We start from the raw sequence: 25591 nt of genomic DNA on the forward strand, positions 1-25591 counted from the left end.
GTAGCTCCTAGAACCTAAACCATTCGATCGCGTCGACGTAAGCTTTCGGCTGATATGCATTCGCGGTTTTATTCCAACGAACTTCCTGCCATCCTAAACTTTTGAAAGATGGATTTTCAACGTCACGCTTTTTAATAAAGTCCTGAACATTTAAAACCGAAGCCAGGTCATCACGTTTCATCAACAATGACGGCAAGTGGAACTGCACAAAGGACATTCCTTTGTTTTCTAAAGCAAACCCCTCGGCGCCTGTTTTAAGGTACTCTTGGTATTTCACTTCAGCTTTCGGATCGCAATGCTCAACCACCAACAATTTTTCCGTGCTATCAGAATAATCCATCACGTAACTAAAACTATAACCACCGCACTTTTCAACAATCGTGCGATTGGCTTTGATTTGACCGAATGTCTTAATCGGAATCGGGAATTTAGAAGGCAGCATCCACAAGTTGTCTTGATCGCGCAAAGCAATCTGCGTTTGCGGCTGAGCTTTAGCGATCTTCATAAATTCTTGGAAAGCCTTCGTGTTGCTATCAAGCTTTTGGTTGCTTACGTACAACACATCAAAGCTTGCTTCCGCAAATGCCTTTTCATAGCCATGACTGCGAAGCTCATTCGCAAAGTTCGCAGCGAACAAGCGATATGTGTTCGAGCTCTTGCTCAAATCAGAACTCGCAACATACTGATTAAAATTCTTAAGAGTCGCCGAAGCACGAGCTAACGTCGAAGCACTCTCGTCACCTGCAACAGACAATACCGGATTGTATTCAGCGCGGATCATGCGAGCAAAACTTCTGGTGAACTGATAACGCTCGCCCACAGATAGCTTCTTATAAGAACTCACCCAGCTATTTAAGATCAAGGGACGCAAGCTCATCTCTAAAATTTCAGGCTCTAAGCTTGAGATGTCTTTGCTATTTGCGCAAATCGCATAGTCTTCAGATTGCTTCCACGGAGTATCGCAGTAAGCAGCTGGAGACTTGATAACGTAAGGCCACTTCACCGGCAAGATCGCGGTCTTTACATGAGTTCCTGGGTCACCGATATCTAAATCACCCGCTTGCAAGTAAACCAAGAAATCCGTTGCGACTTCTTCCATCAATTCTTGCTGAACGAACAGAGTTTCGTTGCGCTCACGGTACCAGATTTTAGCGAGGGCTTTTTCCAAATGCCCTGGAGCTTCAACTAAGTTCTGACCGATATAAATCGTGTGTCCCTTAATGCGGAAAAGATTGGGATGATCGCCCAAGATCTGGATCTGCACCTTTTGCATGAAGGGTTCGATACTTTCCAGAACACGCTCCGTGGCCCCAATGCGCAGATTGAGGTCGCGGATGTTTTCTCCAAAGTAAGTGCTATAGCCGGTCGCCTTGTTCACAGCACAACGATAGACCACCGCCTCTTGTCGACCCTGGGTTCTGTCAATTTTCTCGACAACCTTGGATTCGATACAAAGAGGCCGGCGGTTCATTTGCAGAACCACCAGGCTAAGTATGCCAAAACAGGCAAAAGATAAATAAGTGAGCCAACGTGACAACATATCACAGGCTAGGATTGCAAAAGGCAGACCTCCCTAGTTTGAATTTTCTCTAAGAAAACCGAGTCATGGGAGACCACCAACAAGGCACCTTGATAACCCATCAAAACATCCTCCAAAACCTCCAGGCTTTGCAAATCCAAGTTGTTCGTGGGTTCGTCCAGCACCAGCAGCTCCGGCACAACATCTGACAGGAAGACCTTCGCCAAACACAGCTTCAACTTCTCTCCACCGCTTAGGGATTCGGCCTTTTGATGCACACGATCTGCAAAGAATTGAAAGGCGGCAAGTTCGTTGCGAATCCACTCTTCCCCATTGCTGCTAACGTCCATGATATTTTCCAGCACGGATTTATCGAGGGCGAGCAGACTGTACTCTTGGTCTATCAAAGCGGTTTTTAAATTGCCGACTTTAAGCTCTCCACGAGTTTCTCCTTGAGGAGATTCGCCTTTACTTAAAATCATTTGAAGTAAAGTCGTCTTGCCTGCGCCATTCTTCCCAGTGAATGCCCAGCGCTCTGAACCTTTCATATGTAGATTCAAACTATCCGGCCACAACCAACTTTCTGATCCCGGATAGCGGAAATTCAAATCAGCTGCGTGAAATATCAACTTCTCCGCCGGTACTTTCGAACCCAGCTCTTTCAAACGCAAGGAGCTCTGAGTGCGCATGCTTGCATAATGCGACTGAAACTGAGCACTGGCTTGCTCTGCCCTTGCGGTTTCGTTCGCGTTGATATTCCCCATCGTCACCTGAGCGGCTCGCTTAAGTCCTCCCACCATAATTCGGGGGATACCGCCTTTGTCGGCAATGGCCTGCCCACGTCGCATGCGTTTTTCTTGCGCCTGCACTTTGCTGTGGAGCTCTTTCTCGGTTTTCTTTTTCTCTCGGCGCAACTGATCTAAGGTTGCTTGCTCTTGTTCGATCTCTTGGTTTCTTTGCTCCTCGTAAAAGGAGTAAGAACCACCGTAAGATCTCATGCCTTGATTCGACATTTCTAAAATCGAATCCATTGATTCAAGCAGCTCGCGATCATGGCTGATCACCAAAAGATTTCCCTTGAAGCCCTCAACGAATTCGACAATACGGCGCTTGGCTTGTTTGTCTAAATTGTTCGTCGGCTCATCCAGAATCAAAAGACCTGAATTCAGCGCTAAGGCCCTTGCAATACGCACACGCGTCCACTCGCCACCACTTAATTGCGGTAGCAGTCGATCAAAGGGAATGTCTCCTAACAGACTTTCCTGAGTTACGGCATCGAGCTGCGAGGACTCCCAGATATCCACCAGGAACTCCCCCACCGTTTGCTCGGGACGATCTTCGATTTGCTGCAAATACATAACGGGATGACTGCATAATACCTCACCCTCACTCGGGGAAATAATCCCAGAGAGTATTTTTGCTAATGTTGATTTACCAATACCATTAGGTCCGACCAGACCGAATCGGCCCGCACTAATGGAAAAACTCAAACCTGAAAACAGGCGCAAGCCATTGGCAAATTCAAAGCCCACACGATGGGCCGTGATTTGAAATATTTGATTTTGCATATATGAAATATCCGTCAATGAACCTGGAAGGTTCTAAATAGAGTTATTAAAAAAGGAATAACGACGGATTTATTTTCTCATAGACGCCAAGGTCGTCCTCGGCTTTTCCAGTATAGCAAAGGGCTTTTAGATATGCTAGTCTCCCGGCCATGAAAAAGCTTTTAATCATCCAGCACGAATCAGACGTCCCTGCAGGGTCTACCTTGGACTGGGCGTCTCAAAATAACTACCAGGTGGAGTACTGGTTGCCCGCACAGGGCGGACCTGCGCCTGCGGTTAAAGGCTATGACGGCGTGGTTATTTGTGGTGGTAGCATGGACACCTTTGAGGTGGATAAGTTCCCATGGTTACATACTGAAAAAGCTTATATCCGTGATTTGATTGCTAACAATGTGAAGATCTTTGGACTGTGCCTGGGCTCACAATTAATTGCCGACATCATGGGTGGCAAAGTTCATATTCATGAACCCGGTTGGGAAGTCGGATTTGTGCCTGTGCAGACCACAGAGGGCGAGACCATCCAAGCCTTCCATTGGCATCACTGCACGTTTGAACTCCCTCCAGGAGCCGAACTGATCGCAACCAATAGCTTCTGTAAGAACCAAGCGTACAAATTGGGAAATAACATCGTGGCAACCCAGTTCCACCCGGAAACAACAGAAGATTGGATTCGCGAATGTGCCGACGAAGTGGGGCCGGAACACCAGGGCATCGTTCAGAACAAATCTGAGATGTTAAATTCCCTAGGCTTACAAAAGCAGCTTCAGAATTGGTACTTCAAGGAACTCTCTAAGCTTTTTAACTCTTAAAATAAGCCCTTAAAAACAAAAAGCCCAAGGTTCTCACCCTGGGCTTTTTTATTTCTATTTTAATCAAATACTACATCGCAAATACGCGGGCACATGTACGTGTTAAGAAATCACGCTGTTTACCTTGCTCAACCAGTTTCAAGAATTTTTGGCCATTTGGAAGAGCCAAAGAATATCCCTTCGTGCGATACATACCGTTTTCGCCTGGTTTTGCCGTGGTATTGATCAATTCAACACCCGTTTGCAGTCTGAATTCTCTTTCAAACTCTTTAAAGAAATCAACGCCCCATTGGTTGTACACGACAGTTGGCAACCATGAAGGAGCCGTGTTTCCGTGCAAGATACCTACAGATACAGTGGCACTGTTACGTTTCAAGTTATCTTGTTCCCAAGCTTTCGTGATATCAGTTCTGCCCACTCTATCAAAAAACTCTTGAGTCAAATAAGTATCGCCGTAATCACGCAAAACAATTTTGCCTGTTGGGCGCATTTTACTATCCAACTCTACCAAGAAGTTTTGTGAGTGTGGTGAATCGTAAGTCATACCCGTCAAAGCAAAGAACTCTGCAATGGCGCGAGCAAGAGGTTTATTATAGTGCTCATTCCAGAAGTCCGCTGGATTGTTAGAACCATTGAGTTTTGCGATCTCACGGCCCTTGTCTTCGTGAACAATCGAGAAACCTGGAACATAGGTTTTTCCAGAGTTTGACAATGTATCATAGGAGCGAATGATCATACCTTGATCGATAACGACTTTACCTTCTTTATCACGAGTCTCGATACCGAAAGCCACAGGCTCATCCAACAACACGATATTCTGAAGCTTAGGTTGTGTTTTAAGTTGGTCATCCACGAAGTCCGTCATCATACGGATTTGCTTACCATCGTCCCAGTCTTGATGCTTATCGCGCCAGTGACCGCCGGTTTTATCGGTAGAGCCTTTAAATGAAAACTCTGCCTTCGATACCGGATCCACGATGATATAACTGCGTGAAGCCGTCATATAACCTTTATAGTAGGATTTTTTAATCGGAGTGATTCCGTTATCTTTCAAAAAGCCTGCGATTTCTTTCCACCACGTTGTATCCTCGGGATTAATAATCCAGCGCAAGTACACGACACCTTTTTCAACGTGAACCAGGGAATTCACAAACTTCTCCGGCGCGCGCTCAGCAACGTCTGCCTCTACCAAGCTCATCGGAATATCATAGTGATAGACCATGACTTCTTTATCACTGCGAGTAGCTACTGCATTGGATCTTGTCTCCAACGTTACCAGATCTTGCATTTCTTTACTGATCGCGTGCGAAAGCGACGCAAGGATCATATTAGAAATCAAAGCAAAGCTAAGTGCTCGGTTGAACTTCATATATAGGTATCTCCTCTGGATATTTTTAATTCCGTGAGGTCACCTTCAAATGTAGTACCAGAGGTTCCCGAATTTAAATGGAACTGAGTCGATTTGAGACGTCGAAAAATACGCATTTAACAAAAAATGGCATCCAATGTTCACCCCGTAAACACTTGAATTCCCACTCTATTCGTTAATAGATGATTTTTCGGATTACTTTGAAGGACTGACTTTACCCAATGGTTTCAGAGGACCGACTTTGCCTACTTTAGAAGGAAGTGCATGTTGAACTTTCTCTGACATCCAAGGATCAATAGCAATGAGCTTATCAAGGTTCAAACCTGTCTTAATACCCATACCGTGGAACATGTATACGACATCTTCTGTCGCCACATTCCCCGTCGCACCCGGAGCATAAGGGCAACCACCCAAACCGCCAAGGCTGGTATCAAAAACACGAATACCCTCTTCATAGGCTGCAAGGATATTTGCGAGTGCTTGCCCGCGAGTATCATGGAAATGTCCTGCTAATTTTTTAACAGGTACAACTTTTTTGATTTTCTTAAACAGTGAATGGACCTGGCCAACATTGGCAACACCAATAGTGTCACCCACAGAAAGCTCGTACACGCCAAGCTTATGCATACGTTGAGCAAGCTTTACCACGCGAGCTTCTGGCACCTTGCCCTCGAAAGGACAGCCAAAACACGTCGAAAGATAACCACGCACTTTGATTTTGTGTTTTTTCGCCAAAGCCATCACGGGCTCAAAGCGTTTGAAACTTTCATCGATAGAACAATTGATGTTTTTCTGAGAGAAAGATTCAGAACAAGCCGCAAAGATCGCGATCTCTTTAACTCCACTGGCGATGGCGTCTTGCATGCCGCGCTCATTGGGAACCAAAACAGAGAATTCCGTTTTCTTAGGGATTTTTCCAGATTTCTGTAAAGCAAAGGCTTTGCTAACGACCTCTTTAGTGCCCGCCATTTGCGGAACCCACTGCGGAGAAACGAACGCGCCGATTTCAACACGCTTAGTGCCTGCTTCAATCAATCTGCGAGCAAATTCAACGCGTGTGTCAGCATCCAAAACGACTTTTTCGTTTTGCAAACCATCTCGAAGTCCCATTTCCACGATCGCGACTGAATTCTTAACCATATACTTTCCGAAATATCCTACTCAACAGAAGCAGGTTTGATTTTCACAAGAGCTTTACCCAATGCCACTTGCTCGCCCACCGCGCAGGAAATCGTTTCGATTTCACCAGCGATGTCACACTTCAAAGTGTACTCCATTTTCATGGCTTCCATCACCAAAACTGCTTGGCCTGCCGTCACTTGTGTACCGGCTTGAACTAAAATCTTAGTAACTTTACCCGGCATCGGTGCGATGACAGTATCCGAAGAACCACCCGCACCTGATTTCTTGCGTGACTTACGTCCAGAGCCGGCATCCATCGTGAATGTGCGACCATTTGCGTGCACCCACAAAGTGCCTTGCAGAAGTTCTGCTTGAGCTTTGTGATCAACTCCGTCGATACGAACTTTGACTTCCATTAGATACCTCTCCAGTAAGTCATCCAAGGAGATGAACTGTTTGCAGTTGCACCGACTTGTTGAGTTCCACGAGCTTGCGCTAAAGCTGCCGCTGCTAATTTCTTTTCAGTTTCAGTCAACTCAGGTTCTTTAATCGGATCAGCAAAATATGTTTCGATGAATCTAGTTGTCATCGTGCCCATAACAAATTCTTTGTGGGACAAGATCTCGATCAAATAAGGAATATTTGTGTGAACCCCGAAAACTACCGAGTCTTTCAACACACGGATCATTTTTTGAATCGCACGTGGACGGTTTTCATCCCACACAATCACTTTTGCGATCATTGGATCGTAGTAAGGAGTGATTGTATCGCCGGAGTCAAAACCGTACTCATAACGACGACCCGGGCCTTCAGGCCACTCGACATGACCAAGTAAGCCTGTGCTTGGAACTCCACCCAAGAATGGATTTTCAGCATAGATACGGCATTCGATAGAGTGACCACGAGGTACACGAACCAACAATGGATCATGAACGAAATCACCTTGTGCCGTCAGGATTTGCATTTTTACCAAATCCACACCCAGAACTTCCTCAGTCACTGGATGTTCAACTTGCAAGCGTGTATTCACCTCAAGCAAATAGAACTCGCCATCTTGAAGCAAGAACTCAACAGTCCCCGCACCTTTGTATTTACCCATCGTCGCAATCGCGCAAGCGGCCTCACCCATGCGGCGACGAAGATCGTCGCTCAATGAAGGTGAAGTTGCTTCTTCGATAATTTTTTGATGACGACGTTGAACCGAACATTCACGGTCAAAGAAATGAATGACCTTACCAGTAGAGTCGCCAAAAACTTGGAACTCAATGTGTTTGGCACGATCCAGGTATTTTTCTAAGAAAACTTTTGGAGAACCGAATGCAGATTGGGCTTCACGTTGTGCTGATTCAATCAACTCTGCTGCATCCGCAGAAGACTTGATCAACTTCATACCACGACCACCACCACCGGCAGCTGCTTTCACGATCACTGGGTAACCAATGCGCTCAGCTTCCGTAATCAAATTTGCCACGGCTTGGTTTTCACCTTGATAGCCAGGCACCAAAGGCAAACCTGCTTTTTTAGCAAGTTCCTTACAGTGAACTTTATCGCCCAAAGAACGAATTGCTTCCGCAGAAGGACCGATGAAAGTCATTCCGGCTTTTTCAACAGCCTCAGCAAAATCAGCATTTTCAGACAAGAAACCAAAACCCGGATGAATTGCTTGCGCACCACCTGCTAAGGCTCCATCAATGTTGGCTTTGATGTTCAGATAACTTTCTGCTGTTGCGGCTGGGCCGATGCAGATCGTTTTAGTCGCCATTCTGTAGGCGCGAGAATTGATGTCGACTTCGGAGTGCAGAAGAACCGTTTCGATTCCAAGTTCTTCACACGCTTTGATAATACGAACTGCGACTTCGCCACGATTGGCGATCGCAATTCGAGAGAATTTAACAGGCATTTTCGTCATGGTGCAAAAGCTCCAATATTAGTGCTTTTACCTATATCGACGAATCCCTAGCAAGGCAACGAAAAGAGGCTGTTTTTCCTAGACAGCCTGGGGTTTAAAACCAGGCTCCATAGAACCAAAAACCTTCTCTTCCAGGCCCTTCGCATTAAACGGCTTTAGGATAAAACCTTTGATATTGTGCTTACACGCTTCCTGAATGCGCTCTGTGTCCGCAAGACCGCTCATAAGCAGGACAGGAGTTTCGAGTTTCAACTCTTCGCGCAATTCTTTTAGCAATTCCAAACCACTGGTTCTGCCAAGATTTACATCCAAAAGGATCAAATCAAAGGAATGAGATTTTAATAGCTGCCGTGCCTCATTCGCATCCTGCGCGCTTTGCACAACGCAGTGGCGTCGTGACATGATTAACTGAACTGCTGAGCGAATCATAGGCTCATCGTCAATTGTCAGAATCAATGGTTTTTCTTTTAAAGTATCCATTGCTAGGCCGCCTTTTTAATTACTTCTCGAGCCAAGTGTTCAGCTCTATAAGGTTTTTGTACAAACTTAACTTCAAAACGATTTCTTAAATCAGTAATCTCTGAGCTTTCCGCATACCCGCTGGAGAATACAAAGTGGGCATTGGGAGCGATCTCACGCATCTGATGGAAGGTTTCAATACCACTCATCTTAGGCATGATGACATCCAGAATGATGATCTTATATTTCTCTGGATTTTCTTTCAGAGCTTGCAAAGCCATTTCACCATCTTCGAACGCAGACACTTTTGCGCCATAGCGGGATAAAATATCTGATCCAGCCGTTCGCATTGTCACTTCGTCATCGGCCAATAAAATATCTTGGCCTAACAGAGCCGTTTTCGAAATCACAGACATTCCCGAAACCGGAGCGTCTTGGTTGGGAACTTTTTTAGAGCGTGGGAAGTACAAATGGAAGACAGTTCCGCGACCGACTTCAGAGTACAAACCCACAGCGCCATGATGATTATTCATAATTCCATACACCATCGATAGACCCAAGCCTGTTCCTGAGCCAGGAGCTTTGGTTGTAAAGAACGGTTCGAAAACTTTTTCCTGAATTTCTTTAGGGATACCGCAGCCGTTATCCTCAATTGACAGACGAACATAGCTTCCCGGCGAGACCGATCTGTGACTATGACAGTAGTCTTCATCGGCTTCGATATTGGTTCCGCGAATAGTGATCTTGCCTCCATTAGGCATCGCATCCTTCGCATTCACCGCCAAATTCATAACGACTTGGAAAATCTGTGTCGAGTCACCCTCGGTCGACCAGAGATCTGCATCCATATCCATCGAGACAAATACTTTTTCGTTCATTGATGGGCCTAACAGAAGTACGGCCTCTTCGATGGTCTTTTTCAAATCCACGATCGTGTGTTCGTAGTTACCTTTGCGAGCAAAAGCCAAAAGCTTCTTAGTCAGCTCGGCTCCTCTTTCCGCACTAGTTTCAATCACACTCAATGAAGAAACCAGTTGCGGGTCATTTGCATAATCCTCTTTCAACAAACTCGAGTAAGCTAGAATACCACCAAGCATATTGTTGAAGTCATGAGCCACACCGCTCGCCAACTGACCGATGGCTTCGAGTTTTTGTGACTGCATCAACTGGCGTTGAGTCTCTGCAAGTTCTTCCGTACGAATTTGGATATTACGCTCGACGCGCTCATTGACCATTTCAAGCTCAACCTGACGCTCAGCAATTCCGCGCATTTGTTTCTGCACTTGTTCACAACCAGGAATCAGGAATGAAATCTCAAACAAAACCCACGCACTGTGCTCAACCCATTCCCAAGGAGTGACTAACGTCGAACCAAATACAGAAGTTGGCCACCAGACTCCACGGATAAAGTGATCTAACGCTGTGACTGCCGATGCCGTCGCAAGTACTTTCCAATCACGATAGAATGCTAAAAATGCCAATGAACCAAAAATATGGAAATGCGTTTCAATACGGCCACCCGTTAAATGAATCAGCAAAGCCGACATCAACATCTGGGTCACAGCGATAACGTGACGAGTGATTGTTTCCCCAGGACGAAGCAGAATAAAACTGCACGGAAGGAAAGTTAAAAGACCGCCCAGAATCAAAGCTGCCCAGACATGAGGATGCAAACTGCTGACACTGCCACTGTAGGATCTTGGAGTGATAACAGTCGCGCAGATAATAGCAAACAACCACTGAGCCACCATCAAGTAGGAGAAAAGCTTATCCGTGCGCACCCAAACATCTTGGCGCATGGAATTGTAGAGCTCTCGTGTTCTGCTGTCCGCTTTCTTATTAATCTCTTTCACAATTCATCCTATAAGTGGCAGCCAAAAGTTGGGGTTCGGTGAAACTCTGTTTTTATAAAAGGTCCCGTTACGATGCGTGAGATTTGTTCAGCACCAGGACTGCGCCCTTCTTGGCCACGACTCAAAGTGATCCCACCTTGAAATAGCAAATTCCCCTCTGGGGCATACAAAACCGTCTGACCTGAAGTTAAAGCATTAAACGTCCCTGCAATCTTGCGATGCAGATCTTTTTCAACTTCAACATTAGCTATCGTGCGCGCTTGTTTTTCGATCTGCTGGCCTTCGAAGGCATCTTGAGGGTCGTATGAGATAAAGACCTTAACCCTCATTTTATCACCGACCTCTTTTTTCAAACGTGTCAGTTCTGCAAGTGTCGCTTCGGTACATGTACATTTGGGATGAGCGAATACGAATAAAGTCGGAACCTGCTTATCAAGAAATCTTGAATCTAAGGACGCAGGAAACCGTTCAGGTGCATCAACCTGATCACCTGGCGTAAAACCATACTTATTGAAGAGATGAAATCCGAGGATCAGGAAGGTTCCAGCCAGGATCAAACTCACTATAGAGAGCGTTGATCTATTCATACGATTAACTTTTCGGCTCCCTATGTAAGTTCTTAATTCACTTTTAAAAAAATAACGGAAGTCATGTAAACACGAAACCGGCTGCCCATGGGCATTAGGCCGGCCTATTCAACTCGTTTAATTTTTCTGATACAAAATGATCCACCATATTTTGAAAGCGAGCATGGAGGCTTAACATTGCGACGTCTTTTGCAATTAACTGTACCAAACGTAAGTCGTCTTCAGTAAACGGAACCGATCCGCGCTTATCAGAAAACGTCATAACTCCCAAAATCTCGTTACCCATAATCAAAGGACATAGCAAACATGAGCGAGTTCTATATTCGTTCACTTTGATATGGGAGCGCTCTTCATCACTTAGGCGGTCTTCTTTTTTAAAGTCGTCGACCAGCAAAGGTGATCGAGTCTTCATCACTCGACCAATCAATCCGTGAGTAGGATCAACTTGCAGAGCGACCTCTTTAAGTTTGTCGGTCGGACCATAAATCGCTTGGGCATGTAAAACCGAATTATTGCCTTTAAGATCCGCAAGGTAAATCGTAGATCTTTCTGCATTCAAGTGAGTACAGATAACATCCTGGATGTTCGAAAGTTTATCGTCATAACAGTCTGCGGAACAAACAATGTTAGTGATCTTACGAACAGCCATCCCAGATCTATCTTTTTTAACGTTCATACGTTCTTGAGTCACAAAACCCAAAATCATGAAAACCGTAAAGTACGCGGGGAATGCCACAGGGAAGAACACATCGAAAAACTCTGTAACACCAGAATTCAGGACATTCGGAAAGTTCTGAGACAAGATCTCTCCGGCAGCCATGAACACAATCAACAAGCGGCGCATATCATTGATTGGCAAAGGCCCTTTGCCGACTTTGCTGCCCACCAAACGAATGAAATACGCTGTCGCTGCGACTGCAACTGCAAACGTCGCCCATCGAAGGTTCGCCATTTCTGTTCGAGGCACAAAAAACAGAGCAGCAAAAACAACCGCTGCCAATCCCACGTTCCCGACCATTTCATTATACTTTTTATCTTTCTCAAGACCTTCCAAAGCAATGAATGGGAAGACAATCAAACCCGCGGCCAGTAAATGAACCATCTGCAATGCATGAACACTTAATCCTGTATAAGCGACGGGGATGCGTTCAATTAGACTTAAACTACCAATAGAAAAAACCATCGACAGATAAACGAGTCGTCGATCTTGTGGTTGAAATAGCCACAACCCCCACAGAATCACTGCATAGATGGGATTTAAGATCATCAGATTTTCCCAACTCGACAGGAAATGCTCCATTGCCGTGGGATCCGTCAGCGCATTCTTAGGCATTAAGAACACAGCCCAAAGTACAAATCCAGCAATAGAAACCAAACTTAAACTAGCGATCAAAAAACTATTTTTAATCGTTACTTTTTTAGGAATCCATTTTTCAAGTTGCGCACCTAACTTAGGTGTCTCCCGGCGTTCAAACCAAGGAAGGTCGACCGAATAGCTGACAACGGGTCTTTTAATATTTTTAAGATTTCGCTCTTTTAAAGGTTTAAACTTTAAATCCAGTTTATCAGAAACTTGGTCAACCACCTGCTGACTGACGCAAATTCCCCCTGGAGGAGCAATCTTTTCCAGTCGAGACGAAACGTTTACGTCATTGCCAAAGGCGTCTTCATCCGTCGCAATAAAATCACAAAGATGGATGCCAATGCGAATTTGGAATCTTTCGTCGACCATTCCACCCAGATTTTTTTGATAGAGCTGAGACTGAATATCGTAGGCACATTTCACCGCCTCCAAAACACTGGGAAATTCAATAAAGAATCCATCACCCAGAGTTTTGATTTCACGACCACCGTAAGTCGGAAAAATCTCTCGCAACACCTGACATTTTAAGCCCAAGAGCCTCATCGCTAAAGCTTCGTCACGATGGAAAATCGCGCTGTAGCCGACGATGTCCGTGAACATCAAAGCAGCTAGACGGCGACGATCCAGAGCAGGCGAAAATTTTACGAAAGACCTTGTTGATATTGGCATGACTCCAATATCGGAGTTGGATTTTATTTCTAAAACGCGAGTAATTTACGGTCTAAGTTTGCGGCGGGACTTCCGCCGAGCGAGATGTGAGAGAACTTCCGCAAGATGCACCCATCACGCATACGATTGCTGCCAGTTGTATTCCAGAAAGTTTCTCACTTAAGAAAATCAACCCCATGAGGGCAGCGATCGCTGGTTCTAGACTCATCAAAACACCAAACGTCTTAGAGGGAATTCGTCTTAATGCGATCATTTCTAATGAATACGGAAGTGCGCTGGATAAAATCGCCACGGCCAAAGCCATTAACCATATGTATCCGGTGTAATCGGCAAAATGAAGTGACGAAACTGATGTCGGCGTGACTGTTAAAGCTGCCACAAGCATCCCCATGGCTGTCGCACTTCCACCTTTAATATGACTTCCCAGTTTTTTTCCAAAGATAATATATAGTCCCCAGAATGCCCCGGCCGCTAACGCGAATAACACGCCCACTATGTCGATGCTTTGAGAGAAATCCGAATGCGGAAGGATCAGAACAATTCCCAAGGCAGCAAGCAAAGCCCACATCACGTCTAAAAGTCTTTTCGATGCAAATGTGGCGACAGCTAAAGGACCTGTGAATTCCAACGCCACGGCAATACCCAAAGGGATACGCTCGAGCGACAGATAGAAAAGCAAATTCATCGCCCCTAACGAAATACCATACAAGGCAACCGCTTGCAGAGCTTGCTTGCTGAATTTATGTTTCCACGGTTGATAAATAGCTAAAAGAATTAAGGCCGAAATCCACACACGCAAAAACGTTGTGGCTTCGGGCCCAAGTGCTGGAAATAATTGTTTGGCAAAACTTGCGCCCCCTTGAATCGAAAACATCGCAATCAGGAGGCATAGAATAGCGGTTATTTTCTCCACGATGGCTCGTGTTTTTCAAGAAACGACTTAAGCCCCTCTTGACCTTCATCACTCGCGCGACGATCCGCAATCAAATGAGTCGTACGAGCACGTTGTTGCTCCCAAGTCAGACCCGCAATATCGTTCAAAAGTTTTTTTGTTTCACGAACAGCTTCCGGTCCACCTTGTCTGTAGTTCGCAAGAACCTTTTGCACAAAGTTATGACCTTCGCCTGCTGGAACCACTTCAGTCACTAGACCCGCTTGTTGAGCAACCTGTGGATTAAAGACGACGCCTGAAAGCATCAGTGGACGAACTTTACCCGGAACAGCTTTTCTCTGCACAAAGGCGCTAATAACGGCCGGAGCAATCCCCAACTTCACTTCACTAAAACAGAACTGAGTGCCTTCTTCAGCAATGACTTCGTCACAAACTGCAACCAAACCTAAAGCACCACCGAAAGCGGCGCCGTGAACCATACCAATCACTGGTAAAGTACAACGAGCGATAGCTTCAAACATCCCGAAAAGCTCCAAAGAATCTTCACGGTTTTGGTGATAAGAGAAATTCACCATCTCTCTCATCCAATTCAAATCAGCACCTGCGCAGAAAGATTTGCCCTCGCCCTGCAAAACCACAGCGCGAAGATCCGTGCGCTCTTCTAAACGATGAAATGTCTCTGTGATTTCAGCGATCATTTCAGGATTAAAAGCATTGCGCACATCAGGCCTATTCAACTTCACATAGGCCACTTGTTCCATTTCCGCGACAACAATAAAATTCATACTACATCCTGAATACGCCTTGGGATTTTTCTCCCCAAGACTTGTTAAGGCTGGCAGCAATACCCAAGCCCAAAACTTTGCGAGTGTCTGCTGGATCGATAATGCCATCGTCCCATAAACGTGCCGATGAATAGTAAGCAGAACTTTCGTGTTCATACTTTTCAAGCGTTGGACGTTTGAACTCAGCTTGGTCTTCCGCACTCATGCTTTGACCTTTAGCTGCCATTTGATCCAACTTCACCGTCAACAAAACATTCGCTGCTTGCTCGCCACCCATCACGCTGATCTTAGCGTTAGGCCACATCCACAACTGGCGCGGTTGGTAGGCGCGACCGCACATACCGTAGTTACCCGCTCCGTACGAACCACCAATCACCACTGTGAATTTTGGAACGTGCGCATTGGAAACCGCCATCACCATTTTAGCACCGTGTTTAGCGATACCTTCGTTCTCGTATTTCTTACCGACCATGAAGCCTGTAATATTTTGTAGGAAAATCAAAGGTACTTCACGTTGCTCACAAAGCTCAATGAAGTGAGCCGCTTTTTGCGCACTCTCAGAGAATAGAACACCGTTATTTGCGATAATACCCACAGGCATTCCGTAAATATGTGCAAAGCCAGTTACCAAAGTTTTTCCGTAAAGAGCCTTGAACTCATGGAAGCGAGAACCATCCACAAGACGCGCGATAATTTCGCGAACATCAAATGGCACACGGCTGTCTTTAGGAATCACTCCGTAAACTTCCGCCACATCAAACAATGGTTCCTCTGAAGGTAGGATCTTCATTGTCACAGTTTTTTTATAATTCAAATGAGCCACGATAGAGCGAGTGATCTCCACCGCATGTTCATCGTCTTCGGCAAAGTGATCTGTTACACCAGAGTTTTCACAGTGAACTTGGGCTCCACCCAATTCTTGTGCATCCACAACCTCACCGGTTGCAGCTTTTACCAACGGAGGACCACCCAAAAAGATAGTTCCGTTTTCTTTCACGATCACAGTTTCATCACTCATCGCTGGAACGTAAGCACCGCCGGCTGTGCATGAACCCATGACAACTGCGATTTGCGGAATACCAGCCGCCGACATACGAGCTTGGTTATAGAAAATACGACCGAAATGATCACGATCCGGAAACACATCTGCTTGCATCGGCAAGAATGCGCCACCTGAATCCACAAGGTAAATACAAGGCAAACCATTTTCAAAAGCGATCTCTTGCGCACGCAAATGCTTTTTCACTGTCATCGGGAAATACGTACCACCCTTAACAGTGGCATCGTTCGCCACGATCACACATTCAGTTCCATGAATCACACCGATACCAGTGATAACACCAGCACCTGGAGCTTGGCCTTCATACATATCCCAAGCAGCAAGAGTCGAGAACTCGAGGAAAGCTGTTCCGCCATCCACCAAAGCTTCGATACGCTCACGCGCTGTCATTTTACCACGAGCTTTATGTTTCTTAGTGGCATCAGCACCGCCGCCTTGTTTGACTAACTCAACTCGTTCTCTCCACTGACCAACAACCGTCAACATCGCATCGCGATTGGCTTTGTAATCAGAAGAATTCGTATCAATGTGACTATCCAAAATTTCCATAGAACCTTTTACTCCGCAGAATTTGCTAACGCGGGAGTGTGTTTTAACTTTAACTGCATTTGCACAGTGGCTACGGCCTGATCATTTTCATCAAAGATCTGAACCTCTGCCGAAGAGCTGGACTCGCGGCGATCACGAAGATCTGCCAACACCACCTCGCGGTTGTTTTCCGCAAGCTCCATACGCAATCTGCACTCACCTGTTTGCACTTTAAAAAAGTCAGATTCAATTCGCGTGACAGCAATCTCGAAATTTCCCATGGGAGCATGACGCATCCACAGAATTTTCGCGGCCTCAATGGCGGCACTCAACAAAGCACCTTCGTGCATTTGGTTAGCTTCATTCATGTTTCTGGTGCGAGCAGGAATCACCAACTCAATATGAGTGTCCTTAAGGCGAGAGATACGCAGTCCCATCCCCGCAGAAAAAGGTCTAACAATATCAAGCGCATAACCCAGCGCAGCATGTGAGGCCTTAGGAGAAACCTCCTCCAGCAGAGCTGCCAGGTCCGCAGCACTCAGGCGAATTCCACGTTCTTCGAGTTGAGATTTCAAGCCGTCTTTGGCCTGCTGAAGCTGCTGACGCAGGTTTTGCTCAAGCTCAATCCCCTTAGACATTAAGATTGTCAGCCATTGTTGGTTCATGAGATAAATCCTTATTCTTACGAGTATTGAAAAATATCAGATATCATGCTCCGATAAAGAGCAGAATATTTCAAAAGAAGATTTCATCTGAGAGGATTCGGAATGAAGAAAATTGTAAGCCTCATCGTTTTCGTTGCAGCTTTGGTTTGGACTTGGAACGTGATTCACACAAACGAAGCTATCGGCTTTGAGACGCACGCTGGCATCCAAACGAAATTGGCAGAGTTGATCAAAGCAACTTTGGAATCCAAAAAGCCAAACGCGAAAGATTTGCGCATCGATAAACTTTGGACTGAGTCTATGAACGACAACAAAGTTCGCGCTGTGTTTGCTTACAAATTCTCTGAATTGAGCGAAGGTGGTGATACTCTTGAGCAAATCATCGAGGGCGAAGCTATTCTTCACCGTGAACCTACTGAAGACAAAACTGACAAATGGACTTTGCAATCTGTAAGAACAACTAACGATATCGTTGTGTTCTCTGAAGGTTCTACTGTAACTCCTGACACTCCGACACCTGCTGATGCAACTCCAGCGGCGTCTCCAGCTGCAACTGCGGCTCCTGAACATCACTAATGGCTATTCCCAATCACTTTGTTCAAATTGACGAAGAGGGGTTTTGTGTAAGTCGCGAAGTGCGAATCCAAGACCCCAACTCTGGTAAAGAAATCCTTGAAAATCTGAAACTTCATCAAGGCGGAACACTGCTTAGCACTTTCGGCGATGTTCCCGTTATCGTCGAAGCTTTCGATGAACCTCTGGTCGCTTTGCAAATCAATAAATCCGATTCACACTGGTCCATTCGTTGTCACTACGACACCGAGTTTTCATTTTCATTGGAAACATTGTCATTGGACGAGTGGGATCGTTTTCATGGATATACAAAAGATCTGATTCCCTTTGTGATGTCTCGCAAAGCTCAAGCAGCATTTTTCAATATGCTAGAAGAGTTCGATGACGATTCCATCACGGCCGACGGCAAAACCTACGAAGTTCCACAATACTGGAACTCCGAAACGGACGTCGAAAAAGAAGCCTTCTGGAGCCAAATCTATAAACGTGAAGACAATCCTGGTTGGAATTTAGGCGAGCCCGCTGAAGCCTTGAAAGACATGTTTCAACGTCTGAAAATTTCTCGCTGCCGCGTTTTGGTTTTGGGTTGTGGCGAAGGTCACGACGCTGCTTTCTTTGCTCAAGCGGGACATGTGGTAACTGCTGTGGATATTTCCCCAGTGGCTCTTGAAAGAGCGAAAAAGCTCTATGGCCATATGGAAAATCTGACTTTCGTGGAAGCAGACCTATTCAACTTGCCTCGCAATTACGATGCGGCTTTTGATATTGTGTTCGAACACACTTGCTATTGCGCGATCAACCCAGAGCTTCGCCAAGATTTGGTGAAAGTTTGGAATCGCGTTCTGGCAGAGGGCGGTCATTTGATGGGCGTTTTCTTTGCGTTTGAAAAACGCCAAGGACCTCCATTTGGTGGCAGCGAGTGGGAATTACGTCAGCGACTTAAGAACAACTACATTCCTATTTTCTGGGGCCGTTGGCAGACCTCGATCCCGAGACGCCAGGGCAAAGAATTCTTTGCTTACTTAAAAAAGAAATAGTTTAAAAAATCACAGGTGACCTATGCATATCGAATTCACTCAAGCCGATGAAAGCCACGTTGAAGATTTGGTGGAGCTTGTTAACTCTGCTTATCGCGGAGACAGCTCCAAGAAAGGCTGGACGACAGAGGCCGATCTTTTGGATGGCCAACGTGTTGATGAAGACGGAATTCTAGACAATATCGAGCGCGAAGGCTCGGTCATCTTGATCGCTGAAGACGACGATACAGGTAAAGTTTTAGGCTGCGTTCATCTCGAAGATCACAAAGGCAAATGTTACCTAGGAATGCTGACGGTAGACCCTACTCTGCAAAAGCACGGCATCGGCAAAATGCTGATCCAAGAGAGTGAGGCCTTTGCGCAGTTCTGGGGTTGTACGCACATTTACATGACGGTGATCACAGTTCGCACTGAATTGATTAAATGGTACGAAAAACACGGGTTTAAGAACACCGGCGAAAAGAAACCTTTCCCCTACGGCGACGAGCGTTTCGGCATCCCCAAAGTCGACAATCTAGAATTCGTAGTCCTCGAAAAGAAAATTTAGGTGCCAGGTCCTGCTTCTGTGTACAGCGCTCCATCAGGAGTTGCTGTGCATGAATTGCATAATAACTTCTCTTCTATGTATTAAAAGTTTACCTCGTTTGGGCCTATCTTTTCAGCAAGCGAGGTGCCTATGATTTCCAAATTATTTCTAGCAGTTATTCTGACTTGTTCTGCATCTTTGGCCCTTGCTGATCAAATGGGTCCTAACGGCGATAAGTTTTATGATGAGGCTGCTCACTTCGTAAATGCATGTTCTTCAGGCGCTTGCAAAGCTCCTTACTCTGTTGTTCTTGCTTACAGCCAAAAATCTCGCATCAACAAAATGGATCAAAACCATTTAGAAATTCTTCGCAAGGTTGCTTTCACTCAAGCGCAAATCTGGGGCGACACAATTCTTGAAGGCGATGTGATCGCTTCTGGTCGCACACGTTTGGATACAGTGACTGCTTACCTCAAAAACAATCGTGTGGTCGGTTTCAAAATCCGTTACTCTGAAAAAGCGTGGGATACTTCGGATTGTAACTACGATGGCAGCAAGTCTTCATTGAAAACTTGCAAAGTCGGTCGCATTTACGAAGAAAGCTATGTTTCCCCAGATTACGCAACGTTCTTTACTGACGAAGACCGCCAAGCTGACTTCTCTTTAGAAGTAAACTAGTCTACTATCGCCTACTATGGCGATAGTAATCGAAACTACAGACCTCACGCGCATCTACAAAAGCTACCAAAAGCCCGAAGGATTCACGAATTCTTTAAAAGGCTTTTTCAATCGACAATACCAAGAAAAAACCGCTCTCGATAAAACCACTCTGAAAATTGAGTCTGGTCAAATCGTGGGATTGGTCGGCGCCAACGGTGCTGGTAAAACCACACTGCTAAAAATGCTTTCTGGATTAGTTACGCCCACTGGTGGCGACGCTCGTGTTCTGGGCTTCAGACCGTGGGAAAGAAAAAACGAATTCCTTCGCCAAATCAGCATTCTACTAGGACAAAAAAATCAATTGTGGTGGGATATCTCCCCGGCTGATTCCTATGCTTTGCTTGCGCGTATTTATGATCTAGATCCCGCAGCCGCTCGCAAGCGTGTGGCGCATTTGGCAGAGATGCTTCAATGCTCGCACGTCCTGCACACGCAACTTCGTCGCTTGTCTTTGGGTGAGCGCATGAAGATGGAAATCATCGGCGCACTTTTGCACGAACCACAAATTTTATTCCTAGATGAGCCCACGATTGGCCTTGATATCGTAGCTCAAGAAACTATCCGTGAATTCTTAGATCAATACGTGAAGGAGAAAGCTCCGACGATTATTCTAACAAGTCACTATATGGACGATATCGCTCAACTGGCTGACAAATTACTTCTGATCAGCAAGGGCAATATCGTTTACCAAGGCACTGTTGACGAGTTCGTTGCGAACTCCAACAAAGAACAAGCTGAAAATGAAGAGGTCGATTTTGAAGAAGTCATTCGCCGTTTTTTGGAAACGGAATCTCGCGTTCGCTAAGCTCGCGATTGTTTCCAATCTCGAGTACAGGCTGAATTATTTCGTCGACGCTGTTTTGCAGCCGACGCTAACAACAGGAATTGAAATCCTGTTGTGGGTTGCCGTATTCCGCGGAGCCGCGACAACTGAAATCGCAGGCTTCACCCGTGAATATTATCTGGCCTACGCTCTGTGGGGCGCGTTCTTTGCGCGTATTTGCACAAGCTGGATGTACGAATTCCGTATGATTCAAGAAATCGATACGGGAAGCATCAATGCCATCCTGACTCGCCCGATGAGTTACTATGAATATTATTTCTCGCAGTTGATGGGATATAAATTCATCACCACACTGGTGTCGATGATTATCCCAGTGATTGCAGTATTAGCATTTTCTCTACCCACTAAGTTTGAACGCCTGCCAATGGCCTTTGCGCTTGAGTTTTACTATCTAATTTTAGTTCACTCGATCAGCTTTGTGGTCGCTGCTTGTGCTTTTCACTTGAACAAAGTTTACTCTTTCACGGGTGCTAAGAATTTGGCGTTGTGGCTTCTAACTGGAGAGCTTTTTCCTCTAGATTTAATGCCTGAACCATTGAAGTCGATCATGATCGCCTTGCCATTCAGCTCTGGTGTTTACGTTCCAGTAGGTTACCTAACAGGTCGTTTAGAAATTGCTTCGGTTTATCAGTCCTTTATTTCAGTCACAGCAGGTATTGTGATTGTAAACTTAATCGGCGCATTCATTTGGAAGCGTGGCCTTAACGCTTACACAGGAACAGGAGCTTAATATGTCAGTGATTAAAAAATACTGGCTGCTTTATATCTCTATGTTCCGCGCAAGCTTCATCGCGGATCTTGAATACCGCGTGAACTTCCTAACCAGAATCGTGACGGATATTTTCTGGTACATCGCTCAAATCATGACCTTTGAAGTCCTATTCCTGCATACACCGATGATCGGTGCGTGGAACCAAGTACAAATGCGCGTGTTCTTGGGAGTAGTGTTCGTAGTCGATGCCTTGTACATGATTATTCTGTCTGAAAACCTAGATCAGTTCTCAGAAAAAGTCAGAAAAGGCGACCTGGATTTGCTCTTAGCAAAACCTGCGAACTCGCAATTTATGATCAGCCTACAAAAAGCCTCGACACCAGCAATCGGCAATCTAGTGATCGCAACGTCATGGTTCGTTTACAGTCTGCTACAACTACCTGATTTTGAATGGTCACGCCTGTTATGGTTGATCATCCTAATTCCATGCGGACTCATCGCACTCTATGCAATGCGCTTCACAATGGCGGCCACAGCAGTCATTTTCGCCAGATCCGAAAACCTACAATTCATCTGGTACCAAATCTACCGCCTAGGAATGCGCCCGGATTCCATCTACGTCCCATGGATGAAGTGGCTCCTACTGACAGCCCTCCCTGTCGGTGTGATCGCCAGCGTTCCCGCCAAGGCCTTGCTAGAACCACCACCCTACGCACTATTCGCGTGGGTAATAATCCTAGCCGCCCTACTAATCTACCTATCCAACAAATTCTGGAAATTCGCCCTAAAATCCTACAGCAGCGCGAGCTCTTAATCCGAGTTGAATCACTCCAAAATAAAAAAGCCGCAGTTCAACCGCGGCTTTTTTTATTTTCGTAACTAGTTCGATCAGAACTATTTGCAAGTTGCAGAAGAACCCATGTATACGATCTCACCTTTAGCAGTCGTGAAAATGTACTGGATATCGTTTGCATCTTGAGCGACCAAAATAGCACCCGGGCCAACGAACCAAAGCTCACCGTACACCAAAGCTGGCGTCCCGTATTGTTGAGCTGCCTTATTAAGAGTCGCTTGATCCGCACTGTAAGCCTCTTTCAGAGGAATATCGTTTGTGCTAGACAAACCTGCATTGTGCGAAGTTTGACGAATCACCGGACCAATAAATTCAAATTCAATAAATTGTGACTGATTGTCAGGGTTGCAAAGTTTAGCATTGCTGATTGCAGCAGAAGCAGTACCAGCCATCAAGAAAGCCAAAGCAAAGATCATTTTTTTCATTCGTATCTCCTTGTATGTTTCGACAAGCAGAACTTAACAAAGCCCCAAAAGACCTCACATCCAAAGCTCTTGAGGCCAACAACATTATCCGAACGACCAATCTTTAAACACTAAAAATGCCTGGCTCCGAGAAACAAAAGAACGAGGGAGAAAGCGCCAGATGCAAGGCGCGAGGAGAAAGGCGTACTACCCGTACGCCGACGACGAGCAACGCCGTCAGCTGGCGTTTTATCACTCGTTCCGTCTAAGAAAGTGGGATCTTGGTTTTGCTTTAAGCCGGATTCTGTCCAATTCACCTGGTCCCATGATTGTCCCGATGAACTTAGATGATCATTCCTCTAGGAGTGACATTACTGACACCCTCAAGCGATCTTACCCGGTGACTACGGGCTGGCCGCCCTACTAGTGTCACCCTATTTGATCTTGCTCCGCGCAGAGTTTGGCTGTTTTCACTCCGGCGGCTCCCCTGACCCTCCCGTTCCCGGTGTCAGGCTCAATGCCCCGGACATTCTCTCTGTTCCACTGTTCCTTACATTACTGTAGAGGGGCGTTACCCCTTGCGCTGCCATATGGAGTCCGGACTTTCCTCCCTAATATCAAGTATTTGAGTATTATTAGAGCGATCATCCGCAAAACCGAAGGGGATTTTTAACACCCTCCAGCAAAATTCGCAAGAGGGTTTTCATCTACCCATATTTATTTTACTTTCATCTCACTGACTTAAAAAGGAATAAATTATGAAGATCTTTGCATCTCTATTGGTGTTTGCTTTGACCCTGGCTTTGACGGCTCCTGCTATCTCTGCTGAAGAAGGTCACGGCCACGGTGGTCCAACTCATCACTCTAAAGAAGAGCTTGGTAAAAGAATGAGAGAGCTTTTCCCTGAAAAACCAGTGGATGAAATGGCTCAAACAATTCCTGCAAAGCCTGAATTGACGAGCCCTGATTACTTCGCGGCTATCAAAGGCGAAACTGTTACTTTGAAATGGAAAGAAGCTAAAGACGCTCAAGAATACCATGTTCAAGTAGCAACTGATGCTAACTTCAAATGGTTGGTAGCTGACGATCAACACGTTAAAGCGACTACTTTCGACGTAACTAAACTTGAGGCTGGTAAACACTACTTCTGGCGTGTGGCATCTGTCAGACCAAACAACTGGAGCACATTCCGCAAGTCATACTTTGCAATGTCTATGTTCGAAACTCCGGGCGCAGCTCCTGCTGCCGCGGCTCCAGCTGCTGAAGCTGCAAAATAGCAGTCTCTGACGAATCAAGTTCGTCGTCTAAATAGGCCCTCATATACTTACAGTTATGAGGGCTCTTTATTGGTTCCGTAACGATCTCAGACTCCACGACAACGAAGCACTAACTTGGCTGTGTGAACATGCCCAGGATGCCTTGTTCGTATACTCATACCCTCTGAACTTCAGCAGAGCGGGAAAATTCCGTCGCAAATTCTTACTAGAAACGCTGGCTAATCTTGAAAAGGAATTGGCGGATCGCGGTCATGATCTGGTGATAACTTACTCTCATCCAGAAGAAGTTCTTACTCACCTGGTTCACAAATACAAGATAGACACTTTGGTTTACACCGAAGAGTACACGCCCGAAGAAATCCGTGAGGAACGCCAAGTTCTTTCACGACTGGTGATTGATCGAATCGTGGCGATTGACCAAAGAACCTTGCTAAAAAAATCGGTTCTGCCATTTCCGCTATTGGATTTACCGCAAAACTTGGCGGAGTTTCAGGTCTTAGTCGATAAAAAAATTCCTGCGAAGGTTCTGCCTATTCCACTGATGTGGCCCGAACCCATTACACCTGATGAATTCGAATTGGATTTAAACCGCGAGCTTCGCATGTTCACGACTCCTTCACGATTTTCTGGCGGAGAGATTCAAGCCCTGACTCGTTTAAAAGAATTTATCTGGGATAAAGATCTACTACGAAGCTTTAAAGATCCCCGAGCGGAACTTATGCAGTTCGATGACAGCTCTAAGTTTTCGCCATGGCTTTCCAATGGCAGCCTTTCACCTCGAGTGATTTATTGGGAAGTAAAAAACTACGAGACTGAAAGAACAGCCAACGATTCCACCAACTGGATGTTGATGGATTTACTGCGCCGAGATTATTTCAAATACTATGCACTGAAAATGGGACCGTTTTTATTTCAGGCAGACACAGCTCCCGAACATCAAAGCTTTGTGAATGATCAATTGCAGACGGAGCTCTTTAAAAGCTGGAAAGCTGGCTCCACCGGGCGAGATCCTATTGATGGGAATATGAAAGAGCTGAATGAGACGGGATTCATTTCCTATAAAGGCCGCCAAGATGTCGCGAACTATTTGATCGAAACCCTGAGCCTGGATTGGCGTTGGGGCGCTCGATACTTTGAAGAAATGCTGATTGATTTCGATGCCGCCAGCAACTGGGGCAATTGGAATTATGTGGCAGGTATAAACGAAACAAAATCACCACAGGAATCGCAGAAACGGTCTTCACAAACATACCCACGGAGTTTGCTATGAGTACACCGGAGTTTGAAAGTTTTGAAAATGAACAGATCGAACATTACTTCAACTGTCCTTATTGCCGCAAAAGCATCTCAATGCTTGTGGATATCTCGGAACCTGGGCGCCAAACCTACGTTGAAGACTGTGAGGTCTGCTGTAAGCCCATCCAGATCACGTATTCATCGGATCAGGGTAAGCTTGTCGATTTTGTCGCACAGAAAATCTAGTGGTGA

The 25591-nt window shown here is 45.6% G+C and carries 26 protein-coding genes and 1 other RNA gene; 11 read left to right on the plus strand and 16 right to left on the minus strand.

Translation table 11 applies throughout. The features are described from left to right. Window positions 1-7: 7 nt before the first annotated feature. Both ACLVWP_RS17205 and ACLVWP_RS17210 read right to left on the minus strand, forming a co-directional pair. Complete coding sequence (locus ACLVWP_RS17205; protein ID WP_413558891.1) at window positions 8-1378, minus strand: hypothetical protein; 1371 nt, start codon at window positions 1376-1378, stop codon at window positions 8-10. A gap of 170 nt (window positions 1379-1548) precedes the next feature. After that, complete coding sequence (locus ACLVWP_RS17210; RefSeq protein ID WP_413558892.1) at window positions 1549-3087, minus strand: ABC-F family ATP-binding cassette domain-containing protein; 1539 nt, start codon at window positions 3085-3087, stop codon at window positions 1549-1551. Window positions 3088-3236: 149 nt separating this feature from the next. Here ACLVWP_RS17210 and ACLVWP_RS17215 point away from each other — a divergent pair, with 149 nt between their 5' ends. Continuing rightward, complete coding sequence (locus tag ACLVWP_RS17215; protein ID WP_413558893.1) at window positions 3237-3896, plus strand: type 1 glutamine amidotransferase; 660 nt, start codon at window positions 3237-3239, stop codon at window positions 3894-3896. Between the two features lie 70 nt (window positions 3897-3966). Here ACLVWP_RS17215 and ACLVWP_RS17220 read toward each other — a convergent pair whose 3' ends face one another. The 12 genes from ACLVWP_RS17220 to ACLVWP_RS17275 form a co-directional block, all read right to left on the minus strand. Then, window positions 3967-5265, minus strand: a complete 1299-nt coding sequence (locus ACLVWP_RS17220) for a hypothetical protein (protein ID WP_413558894.1) — start codon at window positions 5263-5265, stop codon at window positions 3967-3969. 195 nt (window positions 5266-5460) lie between these two features. Continuing rightward, entirely contained in the window at window positions 5461-6405 is a 945-nt protein-coding gene (locus tag ACLVWP_RS17225) for a hydroxymethylglutaryl-CoA lyase (RefSeq protein WP_413558895.1), read from the minus strand. 17 nt (window positions 6406-6422) lie between these two features. Continuing rightward, a complete protein-coding gene (locus ACLVWP_RS17230; RefSeq protein ID WP_413558896.1) occupies window positions 6423-6803 on the minus strand; it encodes an acetyl-CoA carboxylase biotin carboxyl carrier protein subunit in 381 nt (126 codons plus the stop codon). Then, window positions 6803-8296: an acetyl/propionyl/methylcrotonyl-CoA carboxylase subunit alpha gene (locus ACLVWP_RS17235; protein ID WP_413558897.1), complete on the minus strand. Its 1494-nt coding sequence runs from the start codon at window positions 8294-8296 to the stop codon at window positions 6803-6805. The genes ACLVWP_RS17230 and ACLVWP_RS17235 overlap by 1 nt, the downstream gene beginning before the upstream one ends. Before the next feature lie 78 nt (window positions 8297-8374). Next, on the minus strand, window positions 8375-8776 hold the full coding sequence (locus tag ACLVWP_RS17240) for a response regulator (protein ID WP_413558898.1): 402 nt from the start codon (window positions 8774-8776) through the stop codon (window positions 8375-8377). 2 nt (window positions 8777-8778) lie between these two features. Then, the gene (locus tag ACLVWP_RS17245) at window positions 8779-10608 is read right to left on the minus strand and encodes an ATP-binding protein (protein WP_413558899.1); all 1830 of its coding nucleotides are present in this window, start codon (window positions 10606-10608) and stop codon (window positions 8779-8781) included. A gap of 8 nt (window positions 10609-10616) precedes the next feature. Then, window positions 10617-11195 carry a hypothetical protein gene (locus tag ACLVWP_RS17250; protein ID WP_413558900.1) on the minus strand — a complete coding sequence of 193 codons (579 nt, stop codon included), beginning with the start codon at window positions 11193-11195 and terminating at the stop codon, window positions 10617-10619. A 94-nt stretch (window positions 11196-11289) separates the two neighbouring features. Further along, complete coding sequence (locus tag ACLVWP_RS17255) at window positions 11290-13227, minus strand: GAF domain-containing protein (RefSeq protein ID WP_413558901.1); 1938 nt, start codon at window positions 13225-13227, stop codon at window positions 11290-11292. Window positions 13228-13279: 52 nt separating this feature from the next. Then, window positions 13280-14140, minus strand: a complete 861-nt coding sequence (locus ACLVWP_RS17260) for an EamA family transporter (RefSeq protein ID WP_413558902.1) — start codon at window positions 14138-14140, stop codon at window positions 13280-13282. After that, complete coding sequence (locus ACLVWP_RS17265; RefSeq protein WP_413558903.1) at window positions 14128-14904, minus strand: enoyl-CoA hydratase-related protein; 777 nt, start codon at window positions 14902-14904, stop codon at window positions 14128-14130. Before ACLVWP_RS17265 ends, ACLVWP_RS17260 begins: the two co-directional genes overlap by 13 nt. A 1-nt stretch (window position 14905) precedes the next feature. Continuing rightward, window positions 14906-16513: a carboxyl transferase domain-containing protein gene (locus ACLVWP_RS17270; protein ID WP_413558904.1), complete on the minus strand. Its 1608-nt coding sequence runs from the start codon at window positions 16511-16513 to the stop codon at window positions 14906-14908. Window positions 16514-16521: 8 nt separating this feature from the next. After that, window positions 16522-17157 (minus strand): PaaI family thioesterase, encoded by a 636-nt coding sequence (locus tag ACLVWP_RS17275; protein WP_413558905.1) that lies wholly within the window; start codon window positions 17155-17157, stop codon window positions 16522-16524. 102 nt (window positions 17158-17259) lie between these two features. On the opposite strand from ACLVWP_RS17275, the gene ACLVWP_RS17280 reads away from it, so the two are divergent. The 7 genes from ACLVWP_RS17280 (at window position 17260) to ACLVWP_RS17310 (ending at window position 22383) form a co-directional block, all read left to right on the plus strand. Further along, window positions 17260-17733 carry a hypothetical protein gene (locus ACLVWP_RS17280; RefSeq protein ID WP_413558906.1) on the plus strand — a complete coding sequence of 158 codons (474 nt, stop codon included), beginning with the start codon at window positions 17260-17262 and terminating at the stop codon, window positions 17731-17733. Further along, entirely contained in the window at window positions 17733-18767 is a 1035-nt protein-coding gene (locus ACLVWP_RS17285; protein WP_413558907.1) for a class I SAM-dependent methyltransferase, read from the plus strand. Before ACLVWP_RS17280 ends, ACLVWP_RS17285 begins: the two co-directional genes overlap by 1 nt. A gap of 22 nt (window positions 18768-18789) precedes the next feature. Further along, on the plus strand, window positions 18790-19314 hold the full coding sequence (locus ACLVWP_RS17290; protein WP_413558908.1) for a GNAT family N-acetyltransferase: 525 nt from the start codon (window positions 18790-18792) through the stop codon (window positions 19312-19314). A gap of 129 nt (window positions 19315-19443) precedes the next feature. Beyond that, complete coding sequence (locus ACLVWP_RS17295) at window positions 19444-19971, plus strand: hypothetical protein (protein ID WP_413558909.1); 528 nt, start codon at window positions 19444-19446, stop codon at window positions 19969-19971. 16 nt (window positions 19972-19987) lie between these two features. Continuing rightward, the gene (locus tag ACLVWP_RS17300) at window positions 19988-20818 is read left to right on the plus strand and encodes an ABC transporter ATP-binding protein (protein ID WP_413558910.1); all 831 of its coding nucleotides are present in this window, start codon (window positions 19988-19990) and stop codon (window positions 20816-20818) included. Further along, entirely contained in the window at window positions 20769-21587 is an 819-nt protein-coding gene (locus ACLVWP_RS17305; RefSeq protein ID WP_413558911.1) for an ABC transporter permease, read from the plus strand. The genes ACLVWP_RS17300 and ACLVWP_RS17305 overlap by 50 nt, the downstream gene beginning before the upstream one ends. A gap of 1 nt (window position 21588) precedes the next feature. Then, a complete protein-coding gene (locus tag ACLVWP_RS17310; protein ID WP_413558912.1) occupies window positions 21589-22383 on the plus strand; it encodes an ABC transporter permease in 795 nt (264 codons plus the stop codon). A gap of 80 nt (window positions 22384-22463) precedes the next feature. On the opposite strand, the gene ACLVWP_RS17315 is transcribed toward ACLVWP_RS17310, so the two are convergent. Beyond that, entirely contained in the window at window positions 22464-22847 is a 384-nt protein-coding gene (locus tag ACLVWP_RS17315; protein ID WP_413558913.1) for a hypothetical protein, read from the minus strand. 256 nt (window positions 22848-23103) lie between these two features. Next, window positions 23104-23486, minus strand: an RNA gene (gene rnpB / locus ACLVWP_RS17320) — RNase P RNA component class A. Between the two features lie 98 nt (window positions 23487-23584). Between rnpB and ACLVWP_RS17325 the strand changes: the two genes are divergently transcribed. Genes ACLVWP_RS17325 through ACLVWP_RS17335 form a run of 3 tightly spaced genes read left to right on the plus strand, consistent with a single transcriptional unit; the run spans window position 23585 to window position 25585 of the window. Beyond that, entirely contained in the window at window positions 23585-24103 is a 519-nt protein-coding gene (locus ACLVWP_RS17325; RefSeq protein WP_413558914.1) for a fibronectin type III domain-containing protein, read from the plus strand. Between the two features lie 55 nt (window positions 24104-24158). Next, window positions 24159-25373, plus strand: a complete 1215-nt coding sequence (locus tag ACLVWP_RS17330) for a DASH family cryptochrome (RefSeq protein WP_413558915.1) — start codon at window positions 24159-24161, stop codon at window positions 25371-25373. Next, window positions 25370-25585 carry a CPXCG motif-containing cysteine-rich protein gene (locus tag ACLVWP_RS17335; RefSeq protein ID WP_413558916.1) on the plus strand — a complete coding sequence of 72 codons (216 nt, stop codon included), beginning with the start codon at window positions 25370-25372 and terminating at the stop codon, window positions 25583-25585. The genes ACLVWP_RS17330 and ACLVWP_RS17335 overlap by 4 nt, the downstream gene beginning before the upstream one ends. The last annotated feature ends 6 nt before the right edge of the window (window positions 25586-25591 follow it).

Origin of the sequence: Bdellovibrio sp. HCB209 (genome assembly GCF_047306065.1) — a bacterium.
GTDB lineage: Bacteria > Bdellovibrionota > Bdellovibrionia > Bdellovibrionales > Bdellovibrionaceae > Bdellovibrio.

Bases quoted from the DNA above. Each gene is read 5' to 3' on its own strand.
- ACLVWP_RS17210 (WP_413558892.1), bottom strand. From the start codon at position 3,087: ATGCAAAATCAAATATTTCAAATCACGGCCCATCGTGTGGGCTTTGAA.
- ACLVWP_RS17215 (WP_413558893.1), top strand. From the start codon at position 3,237: ATGAAAAAGCTTTTAATCATCCAGCACGAATCAGACGTCCCTGCAGGG.
- ACLVWP_RS17220 (WP_413558894.1), bottom strand. From the start codon at position 5,265: ATGAAGTTCAACCGAGCACTTAGCTTTGCTTTGATTTCTAATATGATC.
- ACLVWP_RS17225 (WP_413558895.1), bottom strand. From the start codon at position 6,405: ATGGTTAAGAATTCAGTCGCGATCGTGGAAATGGGACTTCGAGATGGT.
- ACLVWP_RS17230 (WP_413558896.1), bottom strand. From the start codon at position 6,803: ATGGAAGTCAAAGTTCGTATCGACGGAGTTGATCACAAAGCTCAAGCA.
- ACLVWP_RS17235 (WP_413558897.1), bottom strand. From the start codon at position 8,296: ATGACGAAAATGCCTGTTAAATTCTCTCGAATTGCGATCGCCAATCGT.
- ACLVWP_RS17240 (WP_413558898.1), bottom strand. From the start codon at position 8,776: ATGGATACTTTAAAAGAAAAACCATTGATTCTGACAATTGACGATGAG.
- ACLVWP_RS17250 (WP_413558900.1), bottom strand. From the start codon at position 11,195: ATGAATAGATCAACGCTCTCTATAGTGAGTTTGATCCTGGCTGGAACC.
- ACLVWP_RS17255 (WP_413558901.1), bottom strand. From the start codon at position 13,227: ATGCCAATATCAACAAGGTCTTTCGTAAAATTTTCGCCTGCTCTGGAT.
- ACLVWP_RS17265 (WP_413558903.1), bottom strand. From the start codon at position 14,904: ATGAATTTTATTGTTGTCGCGGAAATGGAACAAGTGGCCTATGTGAAG.
- ACLVWP_RS17270 (WP_413558904.1), bottom strand. From the start codon at position 16,513: ATGGAAATTTTGGATAGTCACATTGATACGAATTCTTCTGATTACAAA.
- ACLVWP_RS17275 (WP_413558905.1), bottom strand. From the start codon at position 17,157: ATGAACCAACAATGGCTGACAATCTTAATGTCTAAGGGGATTGAGCTT.
- ACLVWP_RS17280 (WP_413558906.1), top strand. From the start codon at position 17,260: ATGAAGAAAATTGTAAGCCTCATCGTTTTCGTTGCAGCTTTGGTTTGG.
- ACLVWP_RS17285 (WP_413558907.1), top strand. From the start codon at position 17,733: ATGGCTATTCCCAATCACTTTGTTCAAATTGACGAAGAGGGGTTTTGT.
- ACLVWP_RS17290 (WP_413558908.1), top strand. From the start codon at position 18,790: ATGCATATCGAATTCACTCAAGCCGATGAAAGCCACGTTGAAGATTTG.
- ACLVWP_RS17295 (WP_413558909.1), top strand. From the start codon at position 19,444: ATGATTTCCAAATTATTTCTAGCAGTTATTCTGACTTGTTCTGCATCT.
- ACLVWP_RS17300 (WP_413558910.1), top strand. From the start codon at position 19,988: ATGGCGATAGTAATCGAAACTACAGACCTCACGCGCATCTACAAAAGC.
- ACLVWP_RS17310 (WP_413558912.1), top strand. From the start codon at position 21,589: ATGTCAGTGATTAAAAAATACTGGCTGCTTTATATCTCTATGTTCCGC.
- ACLVWP_RS17315 (WP_413558913.1), bottom strand. From the start codon at position 22,847: ATGAAAAAAATGATCTTTGCTTTGGCTTTCTTGATGGCTGGTACTGCT.
- ACLVWP_RS17325 (WP_413558914.1), top strand. From the start codon at position 23,585: ATGAAGATCTTTGCATCTCTATTGGTGTTTGCTTTGACCCTGGCTTTG.
- ACLVWP_RS17330 (WP_413558915.1), top strand. From the start codon at position 24,159: ATGAGGGCTCTTTATTGGTTCCGTAACGATCTCAGACTCCACGACAAC.
- ACLVWP_RS17335 (WP_413558916.1), top strand. From the start codon at position 25,370: ATGAGTACACCGGAGTTTGAAAGTTTTGAAAATGAACAGATCGAACAT.